Here is a 19,992-nt window from a genome sequence, read left to right on the forward strand (position 1 = left end):
ATGACACTTTGGGAGTAATTTAGAAGAAGTCAACATAGATTGAGTTGCTTGGGGACTTCGCGCTCCTGACAATTAACTTGACGATTTGTTTTGTAATCAAAGGAAATAAGTTGATATGAATCCAATTCTTGCTTCTGCTTCAGTAATTGCTGCTGCTCTAGCCGTTGGTCTGGCTGCTATCGGTCCTGGTATCGGTCAAGGTAATGCCTCTGGACAAGCCGTTTCTGGTATTGCCCGTCAACCCGAAGCCGAAGGCAAAATTCGCGGTACTCTACTATTAACTCTAGCGTTTATGGAGTCTCTGACGATTTACGGTCTGGTAATCGCTCTAGTACTACTATTTGCTAACCCATTTGCCTAAAAGGTTATAGGTCAAAAAGAGGCGGAGAGGCACCGCTAAAATGGTAGAACCGATTCTGCCATTGGGCGATCGCAAGCGAGCTGGCGACGCGGGTAAGTTCCTCTGGAATACTTGGCGAACGTCAGCCAGCCCCTCCGCAAAGTTGGCGCCTTTTAATTAGGAGAGAGTCAAAACAAGATAAAACCGAGATAAGATGATAGGTTTGACTTGTAAAAGGCTTACTTTAACTAAAATTAATGGGAACTCGCAAATATGTTTGATTTTGATGCAACTTTGCCATTTATGGCATTGCAGTTCGTAATATTGGCTGTCTTGCTCAATGCCATTTTCTATAAGCCCCTCGGCAAAGTCTTAGATGAGAGAACGGATTATATCCGTACCACAGAAGCTGAAGCCAAGGAACGAATCGCCAAAGCCGAAGCCTTGGCAAAAGAGTACGAAACTCAAATTGCAGAAGCTCGCAAGCAAGCGCAAGAAATGATTGCGGCGGCGCAAGCAGAGGCTAAAAAAATAGCCGATAGCAAGATTGCGGAGGCTCAAAGAGAAGCTCAAGCACAAAAAGAAGAAGCTGCTCGAGAGATAGAGAAGCAAAAACAAGAAGCTCTGCGAGAGCTAGAGAAACAAGTTGATGCTCTCAGCCGCCAAATCCTAGACAAATTACTAGGACCCGAACTGGTAAGATAACTCCTTCATCGGTTGAGTTTTAAATTTAAACATGATGAGTACAATTTTATTATTAGCAGCTACAGAAGCGGTTGAGGAAGGAGGTTTCGGTCTAAACCTAGACATATTTGAAACCAACCTCATCAACCTTGCCATTTTAGTTGGGCTTCTGGTCTATTTCGGTCGCAAAGTACTCGGGCAGATTCTCAGCGAGCGCCGCGCCAAAATCGCTCAGGCGATTCAAGAAGCCGAAGACCGCCAAAAGAAAGCGGCGGCATTACTAGCCGAGCAGCAGAAGAAATTAGCCCAAGCTCAAGCGACGGCGGAACGCATTCGCAAAGAAGCCGAACAGAGAGCCAAAGACGCTCAAGCTGCGATCGCCTCTCAAACCGAAAAAGATATTCAGCGCCTAAAAGAGATAGCAGCGCAAGATCTTACGTCCGAGCAAGAGCGCGTTATCGCCGAACTCAGACAGCGTATCGCGGCGCTGGCAATCGAGCGAGCTGAGTCTCAACTGAAAGCTCAGTTAGACGAATCTGCTCAGCAAACACTTATCGAGCGCAGTATCGCTCAATTAGGAGGTCGTTAATGAAAGGAAGTGCGTTCGGGACGGAAGTCGCCGAGCCTTACGCTCAAGCTTTGATGGCTGTCGCTCAGTCTAACAATCTAACCGATCGATTTGGCGACGATATTCGCACTTTAATCGATTTAATAGAAAGCTCCCAAGATTTAAGCGAATTTCTGGCCAATCCAGTTGTTAAAGATCCGGATAAAAAAGCGATTCTGCGACGGATTGCACGAGAGAGCCATCCCTATCTCGTTAACTTTCTCATGCTTATAGTCGATAAGCGCCGTGTTATCTTCTTAAAAAAAATTTGCGAGCAATACCTAGAACTATTGCGAAAGTTAAAAAACGCAGTTTTGGCAGAAGTTATCTCGGCAACCGAGCTAAACGAACGGCAGCGCCAAGCAGTGTCAGATAAAGTTAGAGCCTTAACAGGCGCACAAGCAGTAGAACTAAAGACAAAAATCGATCCCGACCTCATCGGCGGCGTTATTATCAAAGTGGGTTCTCAGGTATACGATGCCAGCCTCAGAGGACAACTGCGTCGCATTAGCTATAGCCTTAGCAGCGCCACTTAAATTTTTTTCTCAATCTAAAATCTAAAATCCAAAATTCAGACTATGGTTAGCATCAGACCCGACGAAATTAGCAGCATTATTCGCCAACAGATTGAAGCCTACGACAAGCAAGTCCAAGTTTCTAACATAGGAACGGTTCTTCAGGTAGGAGACGGTACGGCTCGCATTTACGGGCTAGAACAAGCAATGGCCGGAGAACTGTTAGAGTTTGAAGACGGGACGGTCGGCATCGCCCTCAACCTAGAAGAAGACAATGTAGGTGCGGTGTTGATGGGAGAAGGCTTCGGAATCCAAGAAGGTAGCACGGTAAAAGCGACTGGAAAAATCGCTCAGGTGCCCGTGGGCGAAGCCCTGATAGGACGAGTAGTAGACGCTTTAGGTCGTCCGATTGACGGCAAGGGCGCGATTAACACCAGCGAAACTCGGCTGATAGAATCGCCCGCTCCTGGGATCGTAGCTCGTAAATCCGTTTGCGAACCCTTACAGACGGGAATTACCGCCATTGACGCGATGATTCCCATCGGACGCGGACAGCGCGAATTAATCATCGGCGATCGCCAGACTGGAAAAACATCTGTAGCCGTAGATACCATCATTAACCAGAAGAGCGAAGATGTCATTTGCGTCTACGTCGCGATCGGACAAAAAGCTTCTACTGTTGCCCAGGTCGTCGATACCCTAGCATCTAAAGGCGCAATGGACTATACCATCGTCGTTGCTGCTAACGCCAACGACCCCGCCACCTTACAATATCTCGCGCCTTACACGGGGGCTTCGATGGCAGAATACTTCATGTACAAGGGCAAGCATACCCTAGTGATTTATGACGACCTCACCAAGCAAGCACAAGCCTATCGTCAGTTGTCACTGCTGCTGCGTCGTCCACCCGGACGGGAAGCTTATCCTGGAGACGTATTCTACCTCCACTCTCGATTACTAGAACGTGCTGCTAAGCTAAGTGACAAACTGGGTGGCGGTAGTATGACCGCGCTGCCAATTATCGAAACTCAAGCAGGCGACGTATCTGCTTACATTCCTACTAACGTTATTTCTATTACCGACGGACAGATCTTCCTCTCTTCTGACTTGTTTAACGCTGGTTTCCGCCCCGCCATTAACGCAGGAATCTCGGTATCGCGCGTGGGGTCTGCCGCTCAAACCAAAGCAATGAAACAGGTTGCAGGTAAGCTGAAGCTAGAATTAGCTCAATTTGCCGAACTCGAAGCCTTCTCTCAGTTTGCTTCCGATTTGGATGCGGCAACTCAGGCACAATTGGCACGGGGTCAGCGCCTGCGCGAGATCCTCAAACAGCCTCAAAACTCCCCCCTAGCAGTATGGGAGCAAGTAGCGACTGTATACGCGGGTCTGAACGGCTATCTCGACGATCTGCCAATCGATAAAGTGGTTGACTTTGCCAAAGGATTGCGGGAGTATCTCAAAACCAACAAGCCCAAATACTCCGAAATTATCGGCGAGAAAAAAGCTCTGACCGAAGACGCAGAAGCCCTGCTTAAAGAAGCAATTACTGAATACAAGCAGGCTTTTGCAGCATAGTTCGGCGATTAGTTAGAAGTTATTAGTTAGTGGTTAGTGGGAATGAACGAGCAACTACTAACTAATAACCATTAACCCTTGATAACTGATTACTAATAACTAATAACTGTTTACTGAATTTATGGCTAATTTAAAAGCTATCCGCGATCGCATTCAGTCGGTCAAAAGTACGAAAAAAATTACAGAAGCGATGCGCCTCGTAGCAGCCGCTAAAGTCCGACGCGCCCAGGAGCAAGTCATCGCCACCCGTCCCTTTGCCGATGCCCTGACACAGGTTCTGTTTAACCTACAAAATCGACTTCGCTTTGGAGAAGTCAGTTTGCCCCTGCTGACGCAACGGGAAGTCCGTACAGTTGCCCTGCTCGTCGTTTCGGGCGATCGCGGTTTGTGCGGCGGCTACAACACCAACGTCATTCGTCGCGCCGAACAACGCGCTCAAGAACTGAAAGCGCAGGGCGTTAACTATAAATACGTTTTGGTCGGACGCAAAGCCATTCAATACTTCCAGCGTCGCAATCAACCGATTCACGAGAAAACCTACATGGGGCTAGAGCAGATTCCCTCTGCTGCCGAAGCTTCTCAGATTGCCGACGAACTGCTATCGCTGTTTCTTTCGGAAACCGTCGATCGCGTCGAGTTAATCTATACTCGGTTCGTTTCTCTGATCAGTTCTCGCCCCATCGTCCAGACTTTACTTCCCCTGACTCCCCAAGGGTTAGAAGTTCAAGACGATGAAATTTTCCGCCTGATCACCCGTGAGGGCAGATTCCAAGTAGAACGAGAAAAAGTTTCTACGCCGAAGGTGGCTTTTTCTCAGGACATGATTTTTGAGCAAGACCCGGTGCAAATTCTGGACTCGCTCTTGCCTCTCTATTTAAATAACCAATTGCTCAGAGCGTTGCAGGAATCAGCCGCTAGCGAACTCGCAGCCCGCATGACTGCCATGAATAACGCTAGCGACAACGCCAGCGAGTTGATTAACACCTTGACTCTGTCATACAACAAAGCTCGTCAAGCAGCAATTACCCAAGAACTTCTAGAAGTTGTTGCGGGTGCAAATGCTTTGTAATTACAGTGGTTTTCAGTAACATGCCGCTGTAAATTCATGGCACAGTCGCTAAAACGAGAGTTGGGGGTACCAGGCGCGATCGCCCTGGGACTGGGTTCGATTGTCGGGGCTGGCGTGTTCGTCAGTACGGGCATTGCCGCAGGGATTGCAGGTCCGGCCGCGATCGTTTCTGTTGCGATCGCGGTTGGGGTTGCTATCTGTAATGGCTTAAACAGCGCTCAATTAGCAGCCAGCTATCCCGTTAGTGGTGGAGCTTACGAGTATGGTCTTAACCCCTGGCTCGGTTTTACGGCTGGCTGGATGTTCTTGATTGCTAAGTCTGCTTCTGCCGCTACAGCTGCTTTAGGATGTGCGGGTTACTTGCTCAATGTTTTAAGTCTCGGCGATCGCATCAAGATTAAAGACGCGATCGCGTCTTCGGTTTTAATTCCTATAAATTAAATATGAAAGTGTGAAAGCTGCAAAGCATATCTCGTCTCTTTTGTACGTTTAGGATAGCAAAAATCATATTAAATCCGGTTAAACAACCGCAATACCTAGTAGTGCGTTCGCGTAGCGGGTGCGGAGCACCTTACATCCTGCTCGCGAGCGGGACGTATGCGCTTACTAATTAAACGGATTTGATATCACTCAAACTTCAATGCTTCTAGAGATAGAACAATCATTTTCATCAATCGCAACCAAATCTGACTGGAGAAAGAAGATAAGATCGCTTTGTCTGGCGTACCCTAAATCATAAAAATAAAAGAGGCAAAAATATTGAATGCGTATCTTACTGGTTGAAGACGATCCAGAACAACTCGAACCACTGCACGAAGCTTTATCAAAAGTCGGGCATATCGTCGATGGCGTACGGAACGGCGAAACAGCTCGATGGCTTTTAGGCGAGAAAGACTATGACTTACTAATTCTCGATTGGATGTTACCCGATCTTAGCGGACTAAACCTATGTCAGCAGTACCGATATTTTGGGAAAACGTCGCCCGTGCTGATTTTGACCGCTAAAGACACAATTGCAGATAAAATTAGCGGATTAGATGCCGGTGCTGACGATTATATCGTTAAACCTGTAGACTTACTCGAACTCCTAGCGCGAGTGCGAGCATTAGGAAGGCGATCGCCGAATTGGCAAGGAGATTGTCTCGGCGTTGCCGACTTGCAACTAGACGCAACCTGCCTGACAGTAGAACGCGGTCAGGCATCAGTGCGACTATCGCCCCGCGAATTTCAGTTACTAGAATACTTTGTCCGTCACCCCCGTCAAGTATTAAGCCGCAACCAAATCGAACAAGCTTTGTGGGAATGGGGAACTGAGCCGGAAAGTAATGCTGTATCGGCTTCGATCCGGCGTTTGCGGCAGCGATTGCAGCTAGTGGATGCGGCAGAATGGATAAAAACTATTTACGGAATGGGTTATCGTTTTGACCCTTGCAATAGCTAATCTCTATCTAATTAATGGCAGCGATCGCCGCCATATATCTTAGGATTGGTTAACTTGACTAAAATTTTATTTGATGGAAGGGTGTAAATAATTAACTTTAATGAGGCTATATCGACTTTTTTTACTGGGCAGTCACTGTTATTGTGCTTACGTCCTGTACTTCACAGGAGAATCAATTACAGCCGCCAGCCGATCGCGATCGGTCAAGTCAAGCTCAACAAGTGATAACTTTAGATGAAAATTTCAAACGATCGTCAAACTCATCCGAACGGCGATTAGTCTCGTCCTGGTAGAGTGAGAGAAAAAAGAATGCATAATTTACGGACAAACAAACTCCTGTGGAATCTTAACAGTAAACGTCGTTCCAACTCCTTCTTTGCTTTCTACAAAAATCTCTCCTTGATGAAGTTCCAGACACTTTTTTACCACTGCCAATCCCAATCCAGTACCGGCGATATCTTTAACATTTTTGCTGCGATGGAATGGCTCATAAAGAGCTTGAAGGTCTTCTGAGGGTATTCCTATTCCTTCATCTTGGATCTGAAAAACTACTGCACCTGGTTCGTTCCTCAGCACAAAGCGAATTTTACCACCGCTAGGCGAATACTTGATGGCGTTGGAAAGCAAATTGCTCAGAATCGAATAGAGCAACTTTTCATCCAGATAGGCGTGGGTGAGCGATCCTTGACCGATCACCTCGATTGAGTGAGAAGACTCATCAAAAACCTGCATATCCTCCACTAGATTGAGACAGAAGGATTGAAGTTCGAGCAAATATGGCTTGCACTCCAACTTTCCCGCTTCAGCCCTAGTTAGGGTCAACAGATCGGCAAGCAATTTCGTCATCACCCTAGCTGAAGACTGAATGCGATCGAGATTTTTGCGCTCTTTGGGATCTAGCCCTTGTTGATGACTTGCTAGTAGCAGTTGCGCCGAACCGAGAATCAAGCTCAAGGGCGTGCGAAATTCATGGGAAACCATAGAAAAGAAATTGAGTTTCAGTTCGCTCAGTTCTTTTTCTTGAGCCAGAATTCGTTGTCGTATCTCTGCCTGCTGACGCTTTACCATTTGCTGGTAAAGCAGCGCATACACGGCTAAAAGTATGACAAACGTTAGAATAGTTCCCAGAATCTCGATCGACATTCTGCTATGAAAGCCGGACTGAGTTTGACTGACCTGTATCTGGAGTAATTGTTCTTCTTCAGTTTAGATTTGGGCAACGATTTGAAGAATTTCACGCTGATTTTGCTTGGTTTGGGCAATTAGTGAGTCTTGAGCCGCTCGCGATTTCTTGTTCTCGTATAGGTCACTAAGCTGCTGGAAAAAAGCTAACCTTTGCTCAATTAATGCGTCCAGTTTTGCTAGTCGCTTCTGTTGGTTGGGATCGTTGTCGAGCAATTGCTGAAGTTGAGTAATTTTAGAATCAATGTCTTGAATAGCGAGATTATAGCGCTCTAACTCTTCCTCGTCCTCAAACAAAATATAGCCTCGCCGTCCGGCTTCTGCATTAGTCAGGGTAGCGACGACATCTGTCAGGGTTTTCAGGACTTGATGAGTCTGTTTCATTTGGTTAGCACTAGCAATTAATCGAGTGGCATTTTGGTAAGAAACCAAGCTGACAAAACCCATCAACAGCAATGCCAGACTTAACCCGCCTGCGATCCACTTGCCTTCAAGCGACTTTTTTATCACGATTGGAAATGTCAATTGTGGATTTATCTTGGTAATTAGCAGCTCACACTGCAATCGAGCCAGTCAATTATTTATACTCTAAGCTACCAAATGCGTATTTTAGTCGTTGAAGATGATGTCCGGCTAGCAGAAATGCTGACAGAAGCGCTCACAGACTTTCAATACGTGGTCGATCTTGCCCAAGACGGGGAAACGGCATGGGATTGGGTTAGGGGACAAGAATACGATCTGATCGTGCTGGATTTAACTCTGCCCAAGCTAGATGGGGTCAGCTTTTGTCAGCGACTTCGCCAACACCGCCTTGCTCTTCCGATTTTAATGTTAACTGCCCGCGATACCATTGCCGACAAAATTACTGGTTTGGATGCGGGGGCAGATGACTACATGGTGAAAAAATTAAGCTAACTTTAACCAAAGCAGTTGGTTAGGGAACCCAGATGAATATGATTTCAGCTTGGTAAAAATTTTCCTGTTTGGAATGATATTCATCTTTCTTCTCAATTTTGCTCGAACTTAGCGATTTCTCAACCGTCACTTATCTACAGTGCCTTCGCTTGTATTATGTCCGTCACTTGATTGAGAGATTATGAAGCAAACGATCGGTTGCGTTAATCAGATAAAAACGATTCAATTATTGCCGCAAAATCAGACTGCTAAATCGACCTACGCTTTGATATCGGTGGATGACGACCGATGCGAGCAACATGTCTACGTGCGATCGCTAGGACTGGCGCTAGCGCAACGAGGATGCCAAGTCGATATATTTACCCGCCGCCAAGACCCCGACCAGCCTGCCATTACCAATCGCGCGTCGGGATGTCGAATCATTCGCCTGACAGCGGGTCCCACTCGGTTTATTCCCCAAGATGAATTGTTCGAGCATTTACCAGCTTTTCTAGAAGCTTGGTTAGCCTTTCAAGGCTGCTGCGATCGCCATTACAGTCTGATTCATACCAATTATTGGCTTTCTGGTTGGGTGGGTTTACAACTCAAATCTCGGCTGAAATTACCTCTGGTTCATACCTATCACTCCATCGGTTCTGTCAAATATGAAGATACAGAACCCATGCCTAGGATCGCTAGTGCCCGATTGGTAGTCGAATGGGCATGTTTACAAGAAGCCGATTGCGTGGTGGCAACTAGTCCCCAAGAAAAGATCGATCTGCGCTGGTTAGTCTCTAGACGGGGACGAATTCGAGTCATTCCCTATGGGATTGACATACAACCTTTTTCCTCGCTGGTTAAAGCCACTGCTCGCCAACAGTTAGGTATTTCGCCAAAAACTAAAACCATTTTGTACGTGGGGAGTTTTGAGAGGCGCAAGGGGATTGAAACTCTTATCAAAGCCTGCGCTCAGTTACCTCGGCGATTTCAGCTGTATTTGGTAGACAGAAGCGAGCAGAGTAGCAGTGACGAGCAAGAGCGTATTAGAGCGTTGATTTGGGAATGGGGATTGGAAGGGATTACAACCTTTGCTAAGCCAATCCCGCCGCAACAGTTACCCGCTTACTACGCCGCCGCCGATGTTTGCGTGGTTCCCAGTGACTACGAATCCCTCGGACTGGTTGCGATTGAAGCAATGGCTGCGGGAATCCCTGTCATTGCTAGCCATGTGGGAGGACTGCGGCACGCCGTCATCCATGGCGAAACCGGACTGCTGGTTCCTCCTAGTAATCCTGAAGCTTTGGCATACGCGCTCTGGGCAGTGTTGAGCAATTCAAAATTAGCGCGGTCTTGGGGAGAAGCTGGCTCAAAACGAGTCCAGTTGCATTTCAATAGTGCTACAGTCGCCGCTCGAATCCATCAACTCTATCGATCGCTTACCCAAATCTACCAATAGGAAGATGAAAATTATTATTGAACAAATATGAAATAAATAATGGCATAACTGTCATTTTTCCATCACATTTACTTGGTAAGTTAACCGTTATGCAATCTGGCGCGCTCGCTTAATAACAAGCTTAGAAACTTTATCTGCCAGGATAAATCTTGGAGTAAAAAATATGACAGCAACTACTCAAAAACCCTTGCCGTCGTACCAGTGGCATCATCTATCAATACGGGAAGTTGCCGGACATTTAGATAGTAATTTAGAAGCGGGTTTAACATCGGCTGAGGTAGCCAAGCGACGAGAGCGTTTTGGTGCTAACGAACTGGTGGGAAAACCGGGGAAAAGTCCCATCGTGCGCTTTCTTCTTCAATTTAACCAACCCCTGCTATATATTTTGCTCGTCGCGGGGACAATTAAGGCTATTTTGGGTGAGTGGGTCAACGCTTGGGTCATTTGGGGCGTAACTCTGATTAACGCCATTGTTGGATTCGTGCAAGAATCCAAAGCCGAAAGCGCGATCGCAGCCTTAGCCTCCTCAGTACAAACCGAAGCAACGGTCATTCGCGACGGACAAAAAGTCAGAATCCCTTCATCTGAGATCGTGCCAGGAGATTTGGTATTACTGACTTCTGGGGACAAAGTACCAGCCGATTTGCGACTCATTGAAATCCGAAACCTACAAGTCAATGAATCTGCTCTCACTGGCGAATCCGTTGCCGTCGAAAAAAATCTTCAACCCCTCGATGCCGATGCACCTTTAGCAGAGCGAACCAATATGGCTTATGCCGGCAGCTTTGTTACGTTTGGGCAAGGAAAGGGAATTGTTGTCGCGATCGCCCAGGAAACGGAAACTGGACGAATTTCCCAGTTGATGGAGCAGCAAACTCTTCTTAAAACGCCATTAACCCGCAAATTCGATAAATTTAGCCGTGTTTTACTCTATATCATTTTGGCAGTAGCAGCACTGACATTTGCCGTCGGTTTGGGATACGGTTATTCCTGGGTAGAAATGTTTGAGGCAGCCGTCGCCTTGGCAGTGAGTGCAATTCCCGAAGGCTTACCTGCGGTTGTAACCATTACCCTAGCGATCGGCGTTTCCCGGATGGCTCGTCGTCATGCGATTATCCGCAAATTACCCGCTGTAGAAACCCTCGGCAGTGCCACAGTCATCTGTTCGGATAAAACGGGTACGCTCACCGAAAATCAGATGACCGTGCAAGCTATCTACGCAGGAGGACAACGGTATCGCGTTAGTGGTGAAGGTTATGCTCCAAAAGGAGCAATCTTTCTCGATGAAGCACCAGTCAATCTAGATGAGTCTCCCGTACTTGGGGAGTGTCTAATCGCGGGATTGTTATGCAATGATTCTTGCCTAGAATTCAAAGATGGTAGGTGGAATGTTGTTGGCGATCCGACGGAAGGTGCTCTGATTGTCGTAGCCAACAAAGCAGGATGCATTCGCGACGAGTTAGAACAAAAAATGCCCAGGCTCGATGTAATTCCCTTCGAGTCCGAGTTTCAGTACATGGCAACTTTGCATGAGAACGGGGAAGCAAGCACGAAATCCAAAATTATCTACGTGAAAGGATCGGTAGAGGTAATTCTCTCTCGCTCCACGCAGAAGCTCGATGCCCAAGGTAATTTAACTCCCCTCGACCCAAATATAATTTATCAAGAAGCCGATGCGATGGCAGCGCAAGGGTTACGGGTACTGGCGTTCGCTAAAAAACTCGTCTCTAACGAGCAAAACTCTCTAGACCATGAAGACATCGAAGAAGGTCTAATCTTTATCGGGTTGCAGGGGATGATCGATCCGCCCCGACAGGAGGCAATTAGAGCGGTAGCCGCTTGTAAAACAGCAGGGATCCAAGTGAAGATGATTACTGGAGATCATGCCGTTACTGCGCGAGCGATCGCGGCTCGCATGGGATTGGAAAAGCATGGGGAAGTTCTCGCCTTTACCGGACAGGAACTGAGTCGCATGGATAACCAAGCACTGGCAAATGCGATCGAAGAAGGGGTAGTGTTTGCCCGCGTCGCACCCGAACAGAAATTGCGGTTGGTTGAAGCCCTACAATCCAAGGGCGAAGTCGTTGCCATGACGGGAGATGGGGTTAATGATGCCCCTGCGCTCAAGCAAGCTGATATTGGCATCGCAATGGGCAAGGCTGGTACGGAAGTCGCCAAGGAAGCGGCTGACGCGATTTTGACCGACGATAACTTCGCTTCGATTGAAGCGGCGGTTGAGGAAGGACGTACTGTCTATCGAAATTTGCTCAAAGCGATCGCTTTTATCCTACCCGTCAATGGTGGGGAATCAATGACGATTTTGATTAGCGTATTGCTTGCTAGGGATTTGCCGATTTTAGCGCTACAAGTTCTTTGGCTCAATATGGTCAATTCCATCGCCATGACGGTTCCTCTTGCCTTCGAGCCAAAATCCGAACAGATCATGCAACAGACTCCGCGCAGCCCCAAAGAACCTTTGCTTTCTAGAAGTTTATTAAAACGCATCTTAGCAATTTCTGTATTTAATTGGATTCTCATTTTTGGCGTATTTGAATGGATCGAAGCGACGACGGGAAATATTGCTCTCGCCCGCACGATGGCAATTCAAGCCTTAGTATCGGGGCGTATTTTTTATCTATTGAGCATCAGTCAATTAGGAACTACTATTTTTAATAGAATTCGAGGCAGAAACGAACGAATAACAGATGCCTGGGCCATTATTATCGGGATTGTTGGCGCGATAATGTTGCAGGTAATTTTCAGTCAATGGAATCTGATGAACGAGCTATTTTCGACAGCACCATTGAACTTAGATCGATGGCTAATTTGCTTGTTATTAGGTTTACCGATGATTTTAGTTGCGGCTTGGGTCAATCGTTTCGATCCCCTCGATTGATTTCATTAAATAAATCATCATGTAGTGCCAGTAGTGCGAACATCTTGCTCGCGTGTAATACCAATTTTCATGTTTTCACGATATACATTCTTCTCCCCTCTCCCAAATAGGGAGAAGGGTTGGGGGTGAGGGCAAGCAACCCTCTCTACTATGACTTTTGAAAATTGGTATAAGCCAGAATGATTTTCGGGTGAGCGAGACGCTCACACTACGAGCTAGGAAATAGTTATGTTTATACCATTTCTAAAAAAGAACGCTACAGATGCTTAATGAAAAAGCCTTACACCCAGAGCTGTTGACTAATTTATAATTCGTAATTCTCAATTAAAATATAAAAACATTGAATTTTTAGCAAATTAACCATCGAAACTAGGTTACTGGCTTGTGATGGGCTAACTTTAGGGCTGATAACAAGAGAATTGTACCCAGAATTATATATAAAAGAGAACTTGATACATATTTCAGAAGATTACTACCAATTAACGCCCCTAAGATAGAACCAAATGCCATCGCAACGAGAAATTCTCGCTCTAATTTAATCTCCTTAAATCTTGGCTGATTTCTGTATTTGAATAGCCCCATCATAATCGTAGGAATACTAATCGCAAGACTCAAACTTCCCGCTAATTTGATATCAATTGCAAAAATCAGAACGATCGTTGGTATTATTAATTCTCCTCCTGCTACACCGAGCATACTACTAAAGATCCCGATCGCAATTCCCGCCACAAAACCCATTCCCATTCTCAGTAAGTCTGGAAGTTGCCGACTCTCCACACTGAAGATAACATTATGTCCAATCAGTAAGATGCTTATAAAAACTAAAAAAACGACAACAATTCGATTTAATTGTCGTTCGTTAATTCGAGTTGCATGGCTAACACCAAGATAAGAACCGATGAGAGAGCCTGCCAGAATATTAAGGATTGTCGCTAGATGAGCAACAACATCTTCCAAACCCACAATACCACTACGAAAAATAAAGGAAAAAATGACAGTAACGAGGCTAATAATAAGATTAATAATAATCGCTTGTAGGGTATGATATTTAAAAATGCCGACTAGAACTGGTAGGCGAAACTCAGCGCCGCCTAAGCCAATAAGACCTCCGAGAATTCCTACTAACCCTCCCCAAGCAAATGCCCAACTATTCCGCATCGAAATCTCCACACTTTCAACAGCGGTATTATGAACGATTTACTGTTTGGATGAAGCGATCGATTTAACATTAATTTAACTTGCTCGTGCGATTGTCATTTTTTCGTCATTTTTATTGTTCAAACTTATAAAGGTTTTAAAACCCAACTGGAGTCAACTGTCGTGATTGAGGATCAACCTTCTCCTTCACCTTACCAAACGAGGGAAGAACTAAGGGAGTTAGTTCGATCGCAACTACAGGCATTGCTAGAGCGAGAGAACTTTGAAGGTGCTAAAGCTCTACTGGTTCCCGTACAGCCTGTAGACATTGCGGCAGTTATCGCCGAGTTGCCAATACAAATGCAAGCGATCGCATTTCGCTTGCTTTCTAAAGACGAGGCGATCGAAGTATACGAATATCTAGACTCTAGCGTACAGCAAGAACTCATCAAGGAATTTAAACACCAAGATGTCCTCGATATCGTTGACAAAATGTCGCCCGACGATCGAGCGCGATTGTTTGATGAGTTGCCAGCCAAAGTCGTTCGTCGTCTGCTCAATCAACTCAGTCCCACAGAACGAGAAGCTACTACCCTGCTTTTGGGCTACCAACCCAGCACGGCTGGGAGAATTATGACCACAGAGTATATTGCTCTTAAGGAGAGTTCTACAGTTGCTCAAGCCCTAGAGCGAGTTCGCAGTCTAGCCAATGTCAAAGAAACGATCTACTACTTATACATTATCGATGCTTCTCGTCACTTGACTGGCGTTCTCACGCTGCGCGGTTTATTAACTGCTGATTCAGAACAAATTGTAAGCGCGATCGCAAAACGAGAGGTTATCTTCGTCCACACGAATACCGACCAAGAAGAAGTCGCCAGGATCGTTCGCGATTATGACTTTGGAGCAGTCCCCGTGGTAGATAGCGAACAGCGTCTCGTCGGAATTATCACCATTGACGATGTCCTCGATGTCATCGAACAAGAAACGACAGAGGATATTTATACCCTTGGTGGGGTGCAATCCGGAGGCGATAAATACTTCCAAACAAACAACTTATTTCAAATTGCTCGCAAGCGAGTTGTTTGGTTGTTCGTTCTCCTCATTGCCAATACTGCTACCAGTGCCGTTATTGCTGGTCAAGAAGAGATAATCGAACAGGTTGTTGCTTTGGCTGCCTTTATTCCTTTACTCATTGATACTGGTGGGAATGTGGGGGCGCAGTCTTCTACTGTAGTCATTCGAGGTCTAAATCTCAAAGAAGTTCACCTCAAAAGAGCGTTGGCAACGATTTCACGAGAAACAATTGTTGGCATATTGCTCGGCGCGATGTTGGGGCTAGTGGTAATTTTGTGGGCTTATTTTCTCGAAGGAAGTTGGGGTGTGTCGCTAGTAGTGGGAATTAGCTTGCTAGCGATCTCTTTCTTAGCTGCTGTAGCAGGTACGGCGTTACCTTTTTTGTTTAGCAAACTCGGTCTAGATCCAGCCTTGATGTCGGCACCCTTTATTACTTCCGTCGTTGATGTTTTAGGGGTCTTAATTTATCTGTGGCTGGCACGGCTGATTTTGCAACTGTAGCATTTGCCATCCCAGGGAGAACGGGAATGTTAGAGAGTGCGATCTGGATTTTGTGGATGGGCTTTTTTGTCGGTCAGATTGCCCGTCGCCTGGGAGCGCCAGCCTTAATCGGTATGATTTTAGTGGGAATCGTTCTCGGCCCGCAAGTTAGAAATGCGATCGCACCCAATGTCCTTGCTGCTGCCGACGACCTGCGAACCATTGCTGTCACGATTATTCTCATGAAAGCTGGCTTGGGGTTAGACAGAGAAAAGCTACAACAGCAGGGTACGGTAGCGCTGCACCTGGGATTTCTTCCGGCAACAATTGAAGCCGTAGCGATCGCGATTGCTGCTACAATCCTGTTCGACTTCGATTTTCTGAGTGGGTTACTGTTTGGTTGTGTTATTGGTGCCGAATCTCCAGCCGTTATCGTGCCGGGGATGTTGCGACTCAAAAGTACTGGATGGGGAGTCACCAAAGGCATTCCCGATGCCATTTTGACTGAAAGTGCGCTCTCCGATGTATTGCTGCTTTTGCTCTTTAGACTTATACAAATATTTATTATTGTCATTTAATCTGGAATAGAAAAAACACTGCTACCAATCTACCTATTGAATTAAGATTTTTAAATCTCGATCTGTAGCAGGTACTTTTCTAATTGATATGAGGAGTTTGAGATTGAATAGCTTCTCTGCTCAAAAAAGATGCGACGATCGCGGTACGGGGTCGGAAGCACTTCTGACTCCGTACCAAAATCCTCCTACAGATATTCAGTAGCGAAAAAGAAATCTTGTAAAATTTTCACGAGGGTGGTCAATGTATACCTTGGGCTATATTGCTGATGGAGGAAGTGAATTTTGCAAGATCTCAATAAGATTCGCAATCGTTTTAATCGTTTCAAAAACAAAAAGATTCCCCCACAGCAACTTGAAGAAATTCGCAGCGGACTACTAGAAGAATCAAGCACTGATATGAATTATCTGACCCTGATTGTTGGGTCTTGTATTATTGCCACGTTGGGATTGCTTTCTAATAGCGCTGCTGTAATTATCGGCGCGATGATTATTGCACCGCTAATGTTACCGATTCGCGGGTTAGCATTTGGCGCTTTAGAAGGCAATATTCTTCTTTTTCGTAAAGCTTTAATTGCGATTACCATCGGGACAGTTCTATCAATTCTCTTAGCTTTATCTATAGGTTATTTAGTCGGATTACCCGAATTTGGTAGCGAAATTCTCAGTCGCTCTCGTCCTACTTTACTCGACTTAGGAATTGCTGTTGCTGCGGGAGGAATTAGCGGTTTTGCGAAAGTTAAACCGGAAATTTCTGGTAGTTTAGCCGGAACTGCGATCGCAGTTGCTCTAATGCCACCAATATGCGTGATTGGCTTAGGTTTATCGCAAGCCAATTGGTCGCTCAGTATCGGTGCAACTCTACTTTATCTAACTAATTTGTTAGGAATTATTCTGGCTTGTATGCTAACGTTTTCGCTCGCGGGGTTTACGTCACTCAAACGTGCCAGGAAAGCACTTGTTCTTACGCTCGCTTTTACAGCAATAATTCTGATTCCCCTAAGCGCGAGCTTTTTTCAGTTGATAAGGCAAGCTCGACTGGAAGCTAGTTTAAGACAAGCACTACAGAATCGAACGATTACCTTTCAGCGAATGGTACTACTTAATAGCAATGTCAATTGGTTAACCAATCCCCCTGAAGTTCATCTCAACGTTCGCACTAAAGAACCCGTAACGGCAAGACAAGTTATGTTCTTAGAAGAATTTTTAAAACAAGAAATGGGTCAACCATTTACCTTGATTTTTGAAGTCGGGAAAATTGAAGAAGTGAGACGAGAAAATTTGAATAATTCTAACCAATAGTAGATGTCTTTATTTTTGAAACCCCAAAATCGATCGAGAATTGAGTTAAAGGGAGCGATCGCTATGTCATTAGCCAGATGCAATTGTTTTGACGAAGAATTAATCTGAATATCAAACATTTTTTTGAGCGATCGCAACTATGACTTCTTGAGGCTTGTTGGCAGAAGTTAGGAGGGAAGCTTAGATGAGAAGTCTGTTAATGAAAAATCCCTTAACTATCGGATTGTCTTGGATCGGTTTGTATTTGGCGATTATTCTGTTTCCATTGTTGATTTTACTTTTTTATCCGCCCACGCCAAGCGAAGAACGAAGTTTTTGGCTAGAATTCTCCGTTGCGCTTGGTTTTATCGGTTTGGCAATGATGGCAATGCAATTTGCCCTAACTGCTCGAATCAATCGCATTGAAGCTTCTTACGGCATCGATTTGATCCTTCAGTTTCATCGCTACACCTCGATAGTTGCATTCTTTTTTATCCTCGTTCATCCAATCGTCCTATTCATCGATAACCCAGAAACCCTACAACTGCTAAATTTTCTCGAAGCTCCGTGGCGAGCGAGATTGGCAGTCATTGCCACCTTGGTACTCATAGCGCTTATTGTTACCTCTATCTGGCGCAAACAGCTTAATATTCCTTACGAACCTTGGCGCATCGCCCATGGAATTTTAGCCGTTGTTGCCATTGGTTTTGGTTTGGGACACGCCTTGGGTGTCAGTTACTACCTCAGTTTGTTCTGGAAGGGAGTTATCTGGACTGGGATTGCACTAGCTGCACTGTGGCTATTGATTTATGTTCGTTTAGTCAAGCCTTGGTTTATGGTCAAAAAACCTTACTTGGTAGAAGCCATCTTACCCCAACGCGGCAATGTCTGGAATTTAGTGTTACGTCCGAGAGGACATCAAGGAATGCATTTTCAACCCGGTCAATTTGCTTGGCTAACGCTAGAAATCTCGCCTTGGCGGATGCGAGAACATCCTTTTTCTATGGCTTCGAGTGCCGAACATCCCGAATATATTGAGTTTGGCATCAAGGCGGTCGGCGACTTCACTAATACGATTAAAGACCTGAAATCGGGGACTAAAGCTTATCTCGACGGCCCCTATGGGGTTTTCACCACCGACCGCTATGAGAATACGGCGGGATTTGTCTTCATTGCTGGAGGGATCGGCATCACGCCAATTATGAGTATGCTTGTCACCTTAGCCGAACGAGCCGACGAACGTCCATTACTGTTGATTTATGCAAGTAAAACTTGGGAAGATGTAACTTACCGCGAAGAAATCGAAGAACTAAAAGAGAAATTAGATCTCACCGTCGTCCACGTTCTCAGAGAACCTCCCTCCGATTGGTTGGGAGAGACGGGTTACGTCGATAAAGAACTCCTACAACGCTATATCCCCAAGCGTCCTGCCACTCGCAATTACTTTATCTGTGCTACCCCCAAAATGATGGATGTGGTAGAGTCCGCTTTGCACGAGTTGGGAGTCCCCGTTACTAACGTCCATATGGAACATTTCAACCTTGTTTGATAGATTCAATTAATTTAAGCACCCCCCACAGTCGAAAGCGGACACAATTAAAATCCTCCTGCGATATAAAATGACATCAAGTGAGCTATTGGGCTTGACATGTCTATAAAAGCACTCGATGTTTTTTACCTGTTCGCAAGTGCGTTAGCTGCCGGAGCATTAAACGCTATTACAGGTGGTGGCAGCTTTGTTTCGTTCCCCGTGTTGGTCTTTGTTGGCGTACCAACCATCAGTGCCAACGCAACTAACAGTGCTGCCTTGTTTCCAGGAGTTCTTGCTAGTGTAACAGCCTATCGACGTACTATCTTTCCCATTAAAAAACGCCTGATAGGTTTATTGGTAGGTAGCATTATTGGTGGGATTGTTGGTGGATTGTTACTGATCCACACGAGAGAAACTACATTTCGCCAAGTTATCCCCTTCTTAATGTTGTTTGCTACGCTCTTATTCGCATTTAAAGATGAAGTGACTCGCAGGGTACGTTCTATTACAACCAATCGAATCACTATTAGTTATAGCTTGGGCATAGTTGTCTTAGTATCGCTTGTAGCGATATATGGCGGCTTTTTTGGCGGCGGCTTGGGCATCCTCTTACTGGCTACCCTAACCCTAGCCGGAATTGAGGATACAAAAGATGCTGTAGCTGCCGGACGATTACTCTCTGCTGCAATTAATGGAATTTCATTAATTCCATTACTGTTATCTGGACTCGTACGACCGCAGTTAGCACTGTTAATGGCATTGGGAGCCATTCTAGGAGGCTATTTTGGAGCGATACTCGTGCGTTATCTGCCAACGCGAGTTATCCGGCAATTTGTGATTTTAGTTGGAGCAACTGTAACTTGTTATTTCTTCTTAAACTTATAAAACCTAAGAAGCATCCTAAAAGTCCATTTTGTCATTCTGGGTGCAGGAAAACGTAATACCAATTTTCAGGTTTTCGCGATCGACATTCTTCTCCCCTCTCCCAAATAGGGAGAGGGGTTGGGGGTGAGGGCGATCGACTATCTCTGTCATTAATGAATGAAAAATGATATAACCAAGAATCTATGTTTGGGTTTGGAGTTGGTATGTCAATACCATTTCTGGCGTTGCTGAATTTAGGGATGATTTGTCATTGTGAACGGAACCTTTCGCACTTATCGGGTAGGCTCCGTGCACTGAAGAATCCCGACAGATGCTTCGTTTGACGGAGTTTACCCTCTCTCGAAGTGAAGAGCTGCACTCAGCATGA

Annotated in this window: 17 protein-coding genes and 3 pseudogenes; 16 read left to right on the top strand and 4 right to left on the bottom strand. The window is 45.6% G+C overall.

Annotated elements, in window-relative coordinates:
• The first annotated feature begins 115 nt into the window (after positions 1 to 115).
• From atpE to rppA, 8 genes and pseudogenes are all read left to right on the top strand, one after another.
• Positions 116 to 361 (top strand): ATP synthase F0 subunit C, encoded by a 246-nt coding sequence (atpE, locus tag NIES593_RS08090; RefSeq protein WP_015143401.1) that lies wholly within the window; start codon positions 116 to 118, stop codon positions 359 to 361.
• Positions 362 to 613: 252 nt separating this feature from the next.
• Positions 614 to 1,045 carry a F0F1 ATP synthase subunit B' gene (locus NIES593_RS08095; protein WP_073599095.1) on the top strand — a complete coding sequence of 144 codons (432 nt, stop codon included), beginning with the start codon at positions 614 to 616 and terminating at the stop codon, positions 1,043 to 1,045.
• Positions 1,046 to 1,076: 31 nt separating this feature from the next.
• Positions 1,077 to 1,613, top strand: a complete 537-nt coding sequence (locus tag NIES593_RS08100) for a F0F1 ATP synthase subunit B (RefSeq protein WP_175561074.1) — start codon at positions 1,077 to 1,079, stop codon at positions 1,611 to 1,613.
• On the top strand, positions 1,613 to 2,167 hold the full coding sequence (gene atpH, locus NIES593_RS08105; RefSeq protein WP_073599097.1) for an ATP synthase F1 subunit delta: 555 nt from the start codon (positions 1,613 to 1,615) through the stop codon (positions 2,165 to 2,167). The genes NIES593_RS08100 and atpH overlap by 1 nt, the downstream gene beginning before the upstream one ends.
• 42 nt (positions 2,168 to 2,209) lie before the next feature.
• The gene (gene atpA / locus NIES593_RS08110; protein ID WP_073599098.1) at positions 2,210 to 3,721 is read left to right on the top strand and encodes a F0F1 ATP synthase subunit alpha; all 1,512 of its coding nucleotides are present in this window, start codon (positions 2,210 to 2,212) and stop codon (positions 3,719 to 3,721) included.
• A 121-nt stretch (positions 3,722 to 3,842) separates the two neighbouring features.
• Positions 3,843 to 4,790: a F0F1 ATP synthase subunit gamma gene (locus NIES593_RS08115; RefSeq protein ID WP_073599099.1), complete on the top strand. Its 948-nt coding sequence runs from the start codon at positions 3,843 to 3,845 to the stop codon at positions 4,788 to 4,790.
• A 36-nt stretch (positions 4,791 to 4,826) separates the two neighbouring features.
• A pseudogene (locus tag NIES593_RS08120) lies at positions 4,827 to 5,219 on the top strand (amino acid permease); the annotation flags it as partial.
• A gap of 334 nt (positions 5,220 to 5,553) precedes the next feature.
• A complete protein-coding gene (gene rppA / locus NIES593_RS08125) occupies positions 5,554 to 6,231 on the top strand; it encodes a two-component system response regulator RppA (RefSeq protein WP_073599100.1) in 678 nt (225 codons plus the stop codon).
• A gap of 318 nt (positions 6,232 to 6,549) precedes the next feature.
• Here the strand turns inward: rppA and NIES593_RS24535 are convergent, their stop codons facing one another.
• Together NIES593_RS24535 and NIES593_RS24540 are read right to left on the bottom strand one after the other, a co-directional pair.
• Positions 6,550 to 7,374, bottom strand: coding sequence for a sensor histidine kinase (locus NIES593_RS24535; protein WP_217651848.1), 825 nt, complete (start codon positions 7,372 to 7,374; stop codon positions 6,550 to 6,552).
• Between the two features lie 63 nt (positions 7,375 to 7,437).
• Positions 7,438 to 7,923, bottom strand: a complete 486-nt coding sequence (locus NIES593_RS24540) for a CHASE3 domain-containing protein (RefSeq protein WP_217651849.1) — start codon at positions 7,921 to 7,923, stop codon at positions 7,438 to 7,440.
• Positions 7,924 to 8,013: 90 nt separating this feature from the next.
• Between NIES593_RS24540 and NIES593_RS08135 the strand changes: the two are divergent.
• The 3 genes and pseudogenes from NIES593_RS08135 to NIES593_RS08145 all read left to right on the top strand — a co-directional run.
• Positions 8,014 to 8,316: pseudogene (locus tag NIES593_RS08135) on the top strand (response regulator); the annotation flags it as partial.
• Between the two features lie 193 nt (positions 8,317 to 8,509).
• A complete protein-coding gene (locus NIES593_RS08140) occupies positions 8,510 to 9,763 on the top strand; it encodes a glycosyltransferase (protein WP_073599101.1) in 1,254 nt (417 codons plus the stop codon).
• Between the two features lie 163 nt (positions 9,764 to 9,926).
• Positions 9,927 to 12,659, top strand: a complete 2,733-nt coding sequence (locus tag NIES593_RS08145; RefSeq protein WP_073599102.1) for a cation-transporting P-type ATPase — start codon at positions 9,927 to 9,929, stop codon at positions 12,657 to 12,659.
• 369 nt (positions 12,660 to 13,028) lie between these two features.
• Here NIES593_RS08145 and NIES593_RS08150 read toward each other — a convergent pair whose 3' ends face one another.
• Positions 13,029 to 13,817 carry a sulfite exporter TauE/SafE family protein gene (locus NIES593_RS08150; RefSeq protein WP_175561075.1) on the bottom strand — a complete coding sequence of 263 codons (789 nt, stop codon included), beginning with the start codon at positions 13,815 to 13,817 and terminating at the stop codon, positions 13,029 to 13,031.
• A 162-nt stretch (positions 13,818 to 13,979) separates the two neighbouring features.
• Between NIES593_RS08150 and mgtE the strand changes: the two genes are divergently transcribed.
• The 5 genes and pseudogenes from mgtE to NIES593_RS08175 all read left to right on the top strand — a co-directional run bounded on the left by mgtE (position 13,980) and on the right by NIES593_RS08175 (position 19,625).
• Entirely contained in the window at positions 13,980 to 15,374 is a 1,395-nt protein-coding gene (gene mgtE / locus NIES593_RS08155) for a magnesium transporter (RefSeq protein WP_073599104.1), read from the top strand.
• A 26-nt stretch (positions 15,375 to 15,400) separates the two neighbouring features.
• A pseudogene (locus NIES593_RS08160) lies at positions 15,401 to 15,919 on the top strand (cation:proton antiporter domain-containing protein); the annotation flags it as partial.
• 294 nt (positions 15,920 to 16,213) lie between these two features.
• Complete coding sequence (locus tag NIES593_RS08165; protein ID WP_073599105.1) at positions 16,214 to 17,230, top strand: DUF389 domain-containing protein; 1,017 nt, start codon at positions 16,214 to 16,216, stop codon at positions 17,228 to 17,230.
• Between the two features lie 184 nt (positions 17,231 to 17,414).
• Complete coding sequence (locus tag NIES593_RS08170; RefSeq protein ID WP_175561076.1) at positions 17,415 to 18,758, top strand: ferric reductase-like transmembrane domain-containing protein; 1,344 nt, start codon at positions 17,415 to 17,417, stop codon at positions 18,756 to 18,758.
• Between the two features lie 99 nt (positions 18,759 to 18,857).
• On the top strand, positions 18,858 to 19,625 hold the full coding sequence (locus NIES593_RS08175) for a sulfite exporter TauE/SafE family protein (protein WP_073599107.1): 768 nt from the start codon (positions 18,858 to 18,860) through the stop codon (positions 19,623 to 19,625).
• Positions 19,626 to 19,640: 15 nt separating this feature from the next.
• On the opposite strand, the gene NIES593_RS25140 is transcribed toward NIES593_RS08175, so the two are convergent.
• A complete protein-coding gene (locus tag NIES593_RS25140; protein WP_281250712.1) occupies positions 19,641 to 19,775 on the bottom strand; it encodes a hypothetical protein in 135 nt (44 codons plus the stop codon).
• Between the last annotated feature and the right edge of the window lie 217 nt (positions 19,776 to 19,992).

The sequence above is a fragment of the Hydrococcus rivularis NIES-593 genome, assembly GCF_001904635.1.
Classification (GTDB): Bacteria; Cyanobacteriota; Cyanobacteriia; order Cyanobacteriales; family Microcystaceae; genus Hydrococcus; species Hydrococcus rivularis.

Bases quoted from the DNA above. Each gene is read 5' to 3' on its own strand.
- atpE (WP_015143401.1), top strand. From the start codon at position 116: ATGAATCCAATTCTTGCTTCTGCTTCAGTAATTGCTGCTGCTCTAGCC.
- NIES593_RS08095 (WP_073599095.1), top strand. From the start codon at position 614: ATGTTTGATTTTGATGCAACTTTGCCATTTATGGCATTGCAGTTCGTA.
- NIES593_RS08100 (WP_175561074.1), top strand. From the start codon at position 1,077: ATGATGAGTACAATTTTATTATTAGCAGCTACAGAAGCGGTTGAGGAA.
- atpH (WP_073599097.1), top strand. From the start codon at position 1,613: ATGAAAGGAAGTGCGTTCGGGACGGAAGTCGCCGAGCCTTACGCTCAA.
- atpA (WP_073599098.1), top strand. From the start codon at position 2,210: ATGGTTAGCATCAGACCCGACGAAATTAGCAGCATTATTCGCCAACAG.
- NIES593_RS08115 (WP_073599099.1), top strand. From the start codon at position 3,843: ATGGCTAATTTAAAAGCTATCCGCGATCGCATTCAGTCGGTCAAAAGT.
- rppA (WP_073599100.1), top strand. From the start codon at position 5,554: ATGCGTATCTTACTGGTTGAAGACGATCCAGAACAACTCGAACCACTG.
- NIES593_RS24535 (WP_217651848.1), bottom strand. From the start codon at position 7,374: ATGTCGATCGAGATTCTGGGAACTATTCTAACGTTTGTCATACTTTTA.
- NIES593_RS08140 (WP_073599101.1), top strand. From the start codon at position 8,510: ATGAAGCAAACGATCGGTTGCGTTAATCAGATAAAAACGATTCAATTA.
- NIES593_RS08145 (WP_073599102.1), top strand. From the start codon at position 9,927: ATGACAGCAACTACTCAAAAACCCTTGCCGTCGTACCAGTGGCATCAT.
- NIES593_RS08150 (WP_175561075.1), bottom strand. From the start codon at position 13,817: ATGCGGAATAGTTGGGCATTTGCTTGGGGAGGGTTAGTAGGAATTCTC.
- NIES593_RS08170 (WP_175561076.1), top strand. From the start codon at position 17,415: ATGAGAAGTCTGTTAATGAAAAATCCCTTAACTATCGGATTGTCTTGG.
- NIES593_RS08175 (WP_073599107.1), top strand. From the start codon at position 18,858: ATGTCTATAAAAGCACTCGATGTTTTTTACCTGTTCGCAAGTGCGTTA.
- NIES593_RS25140 (WP_281250712.1), bottom strand. From the start codon at position 19,775: ATGACAGAGATAGTCGATCGCCCTCACCCCCAACCCCTCTCCCTATTT.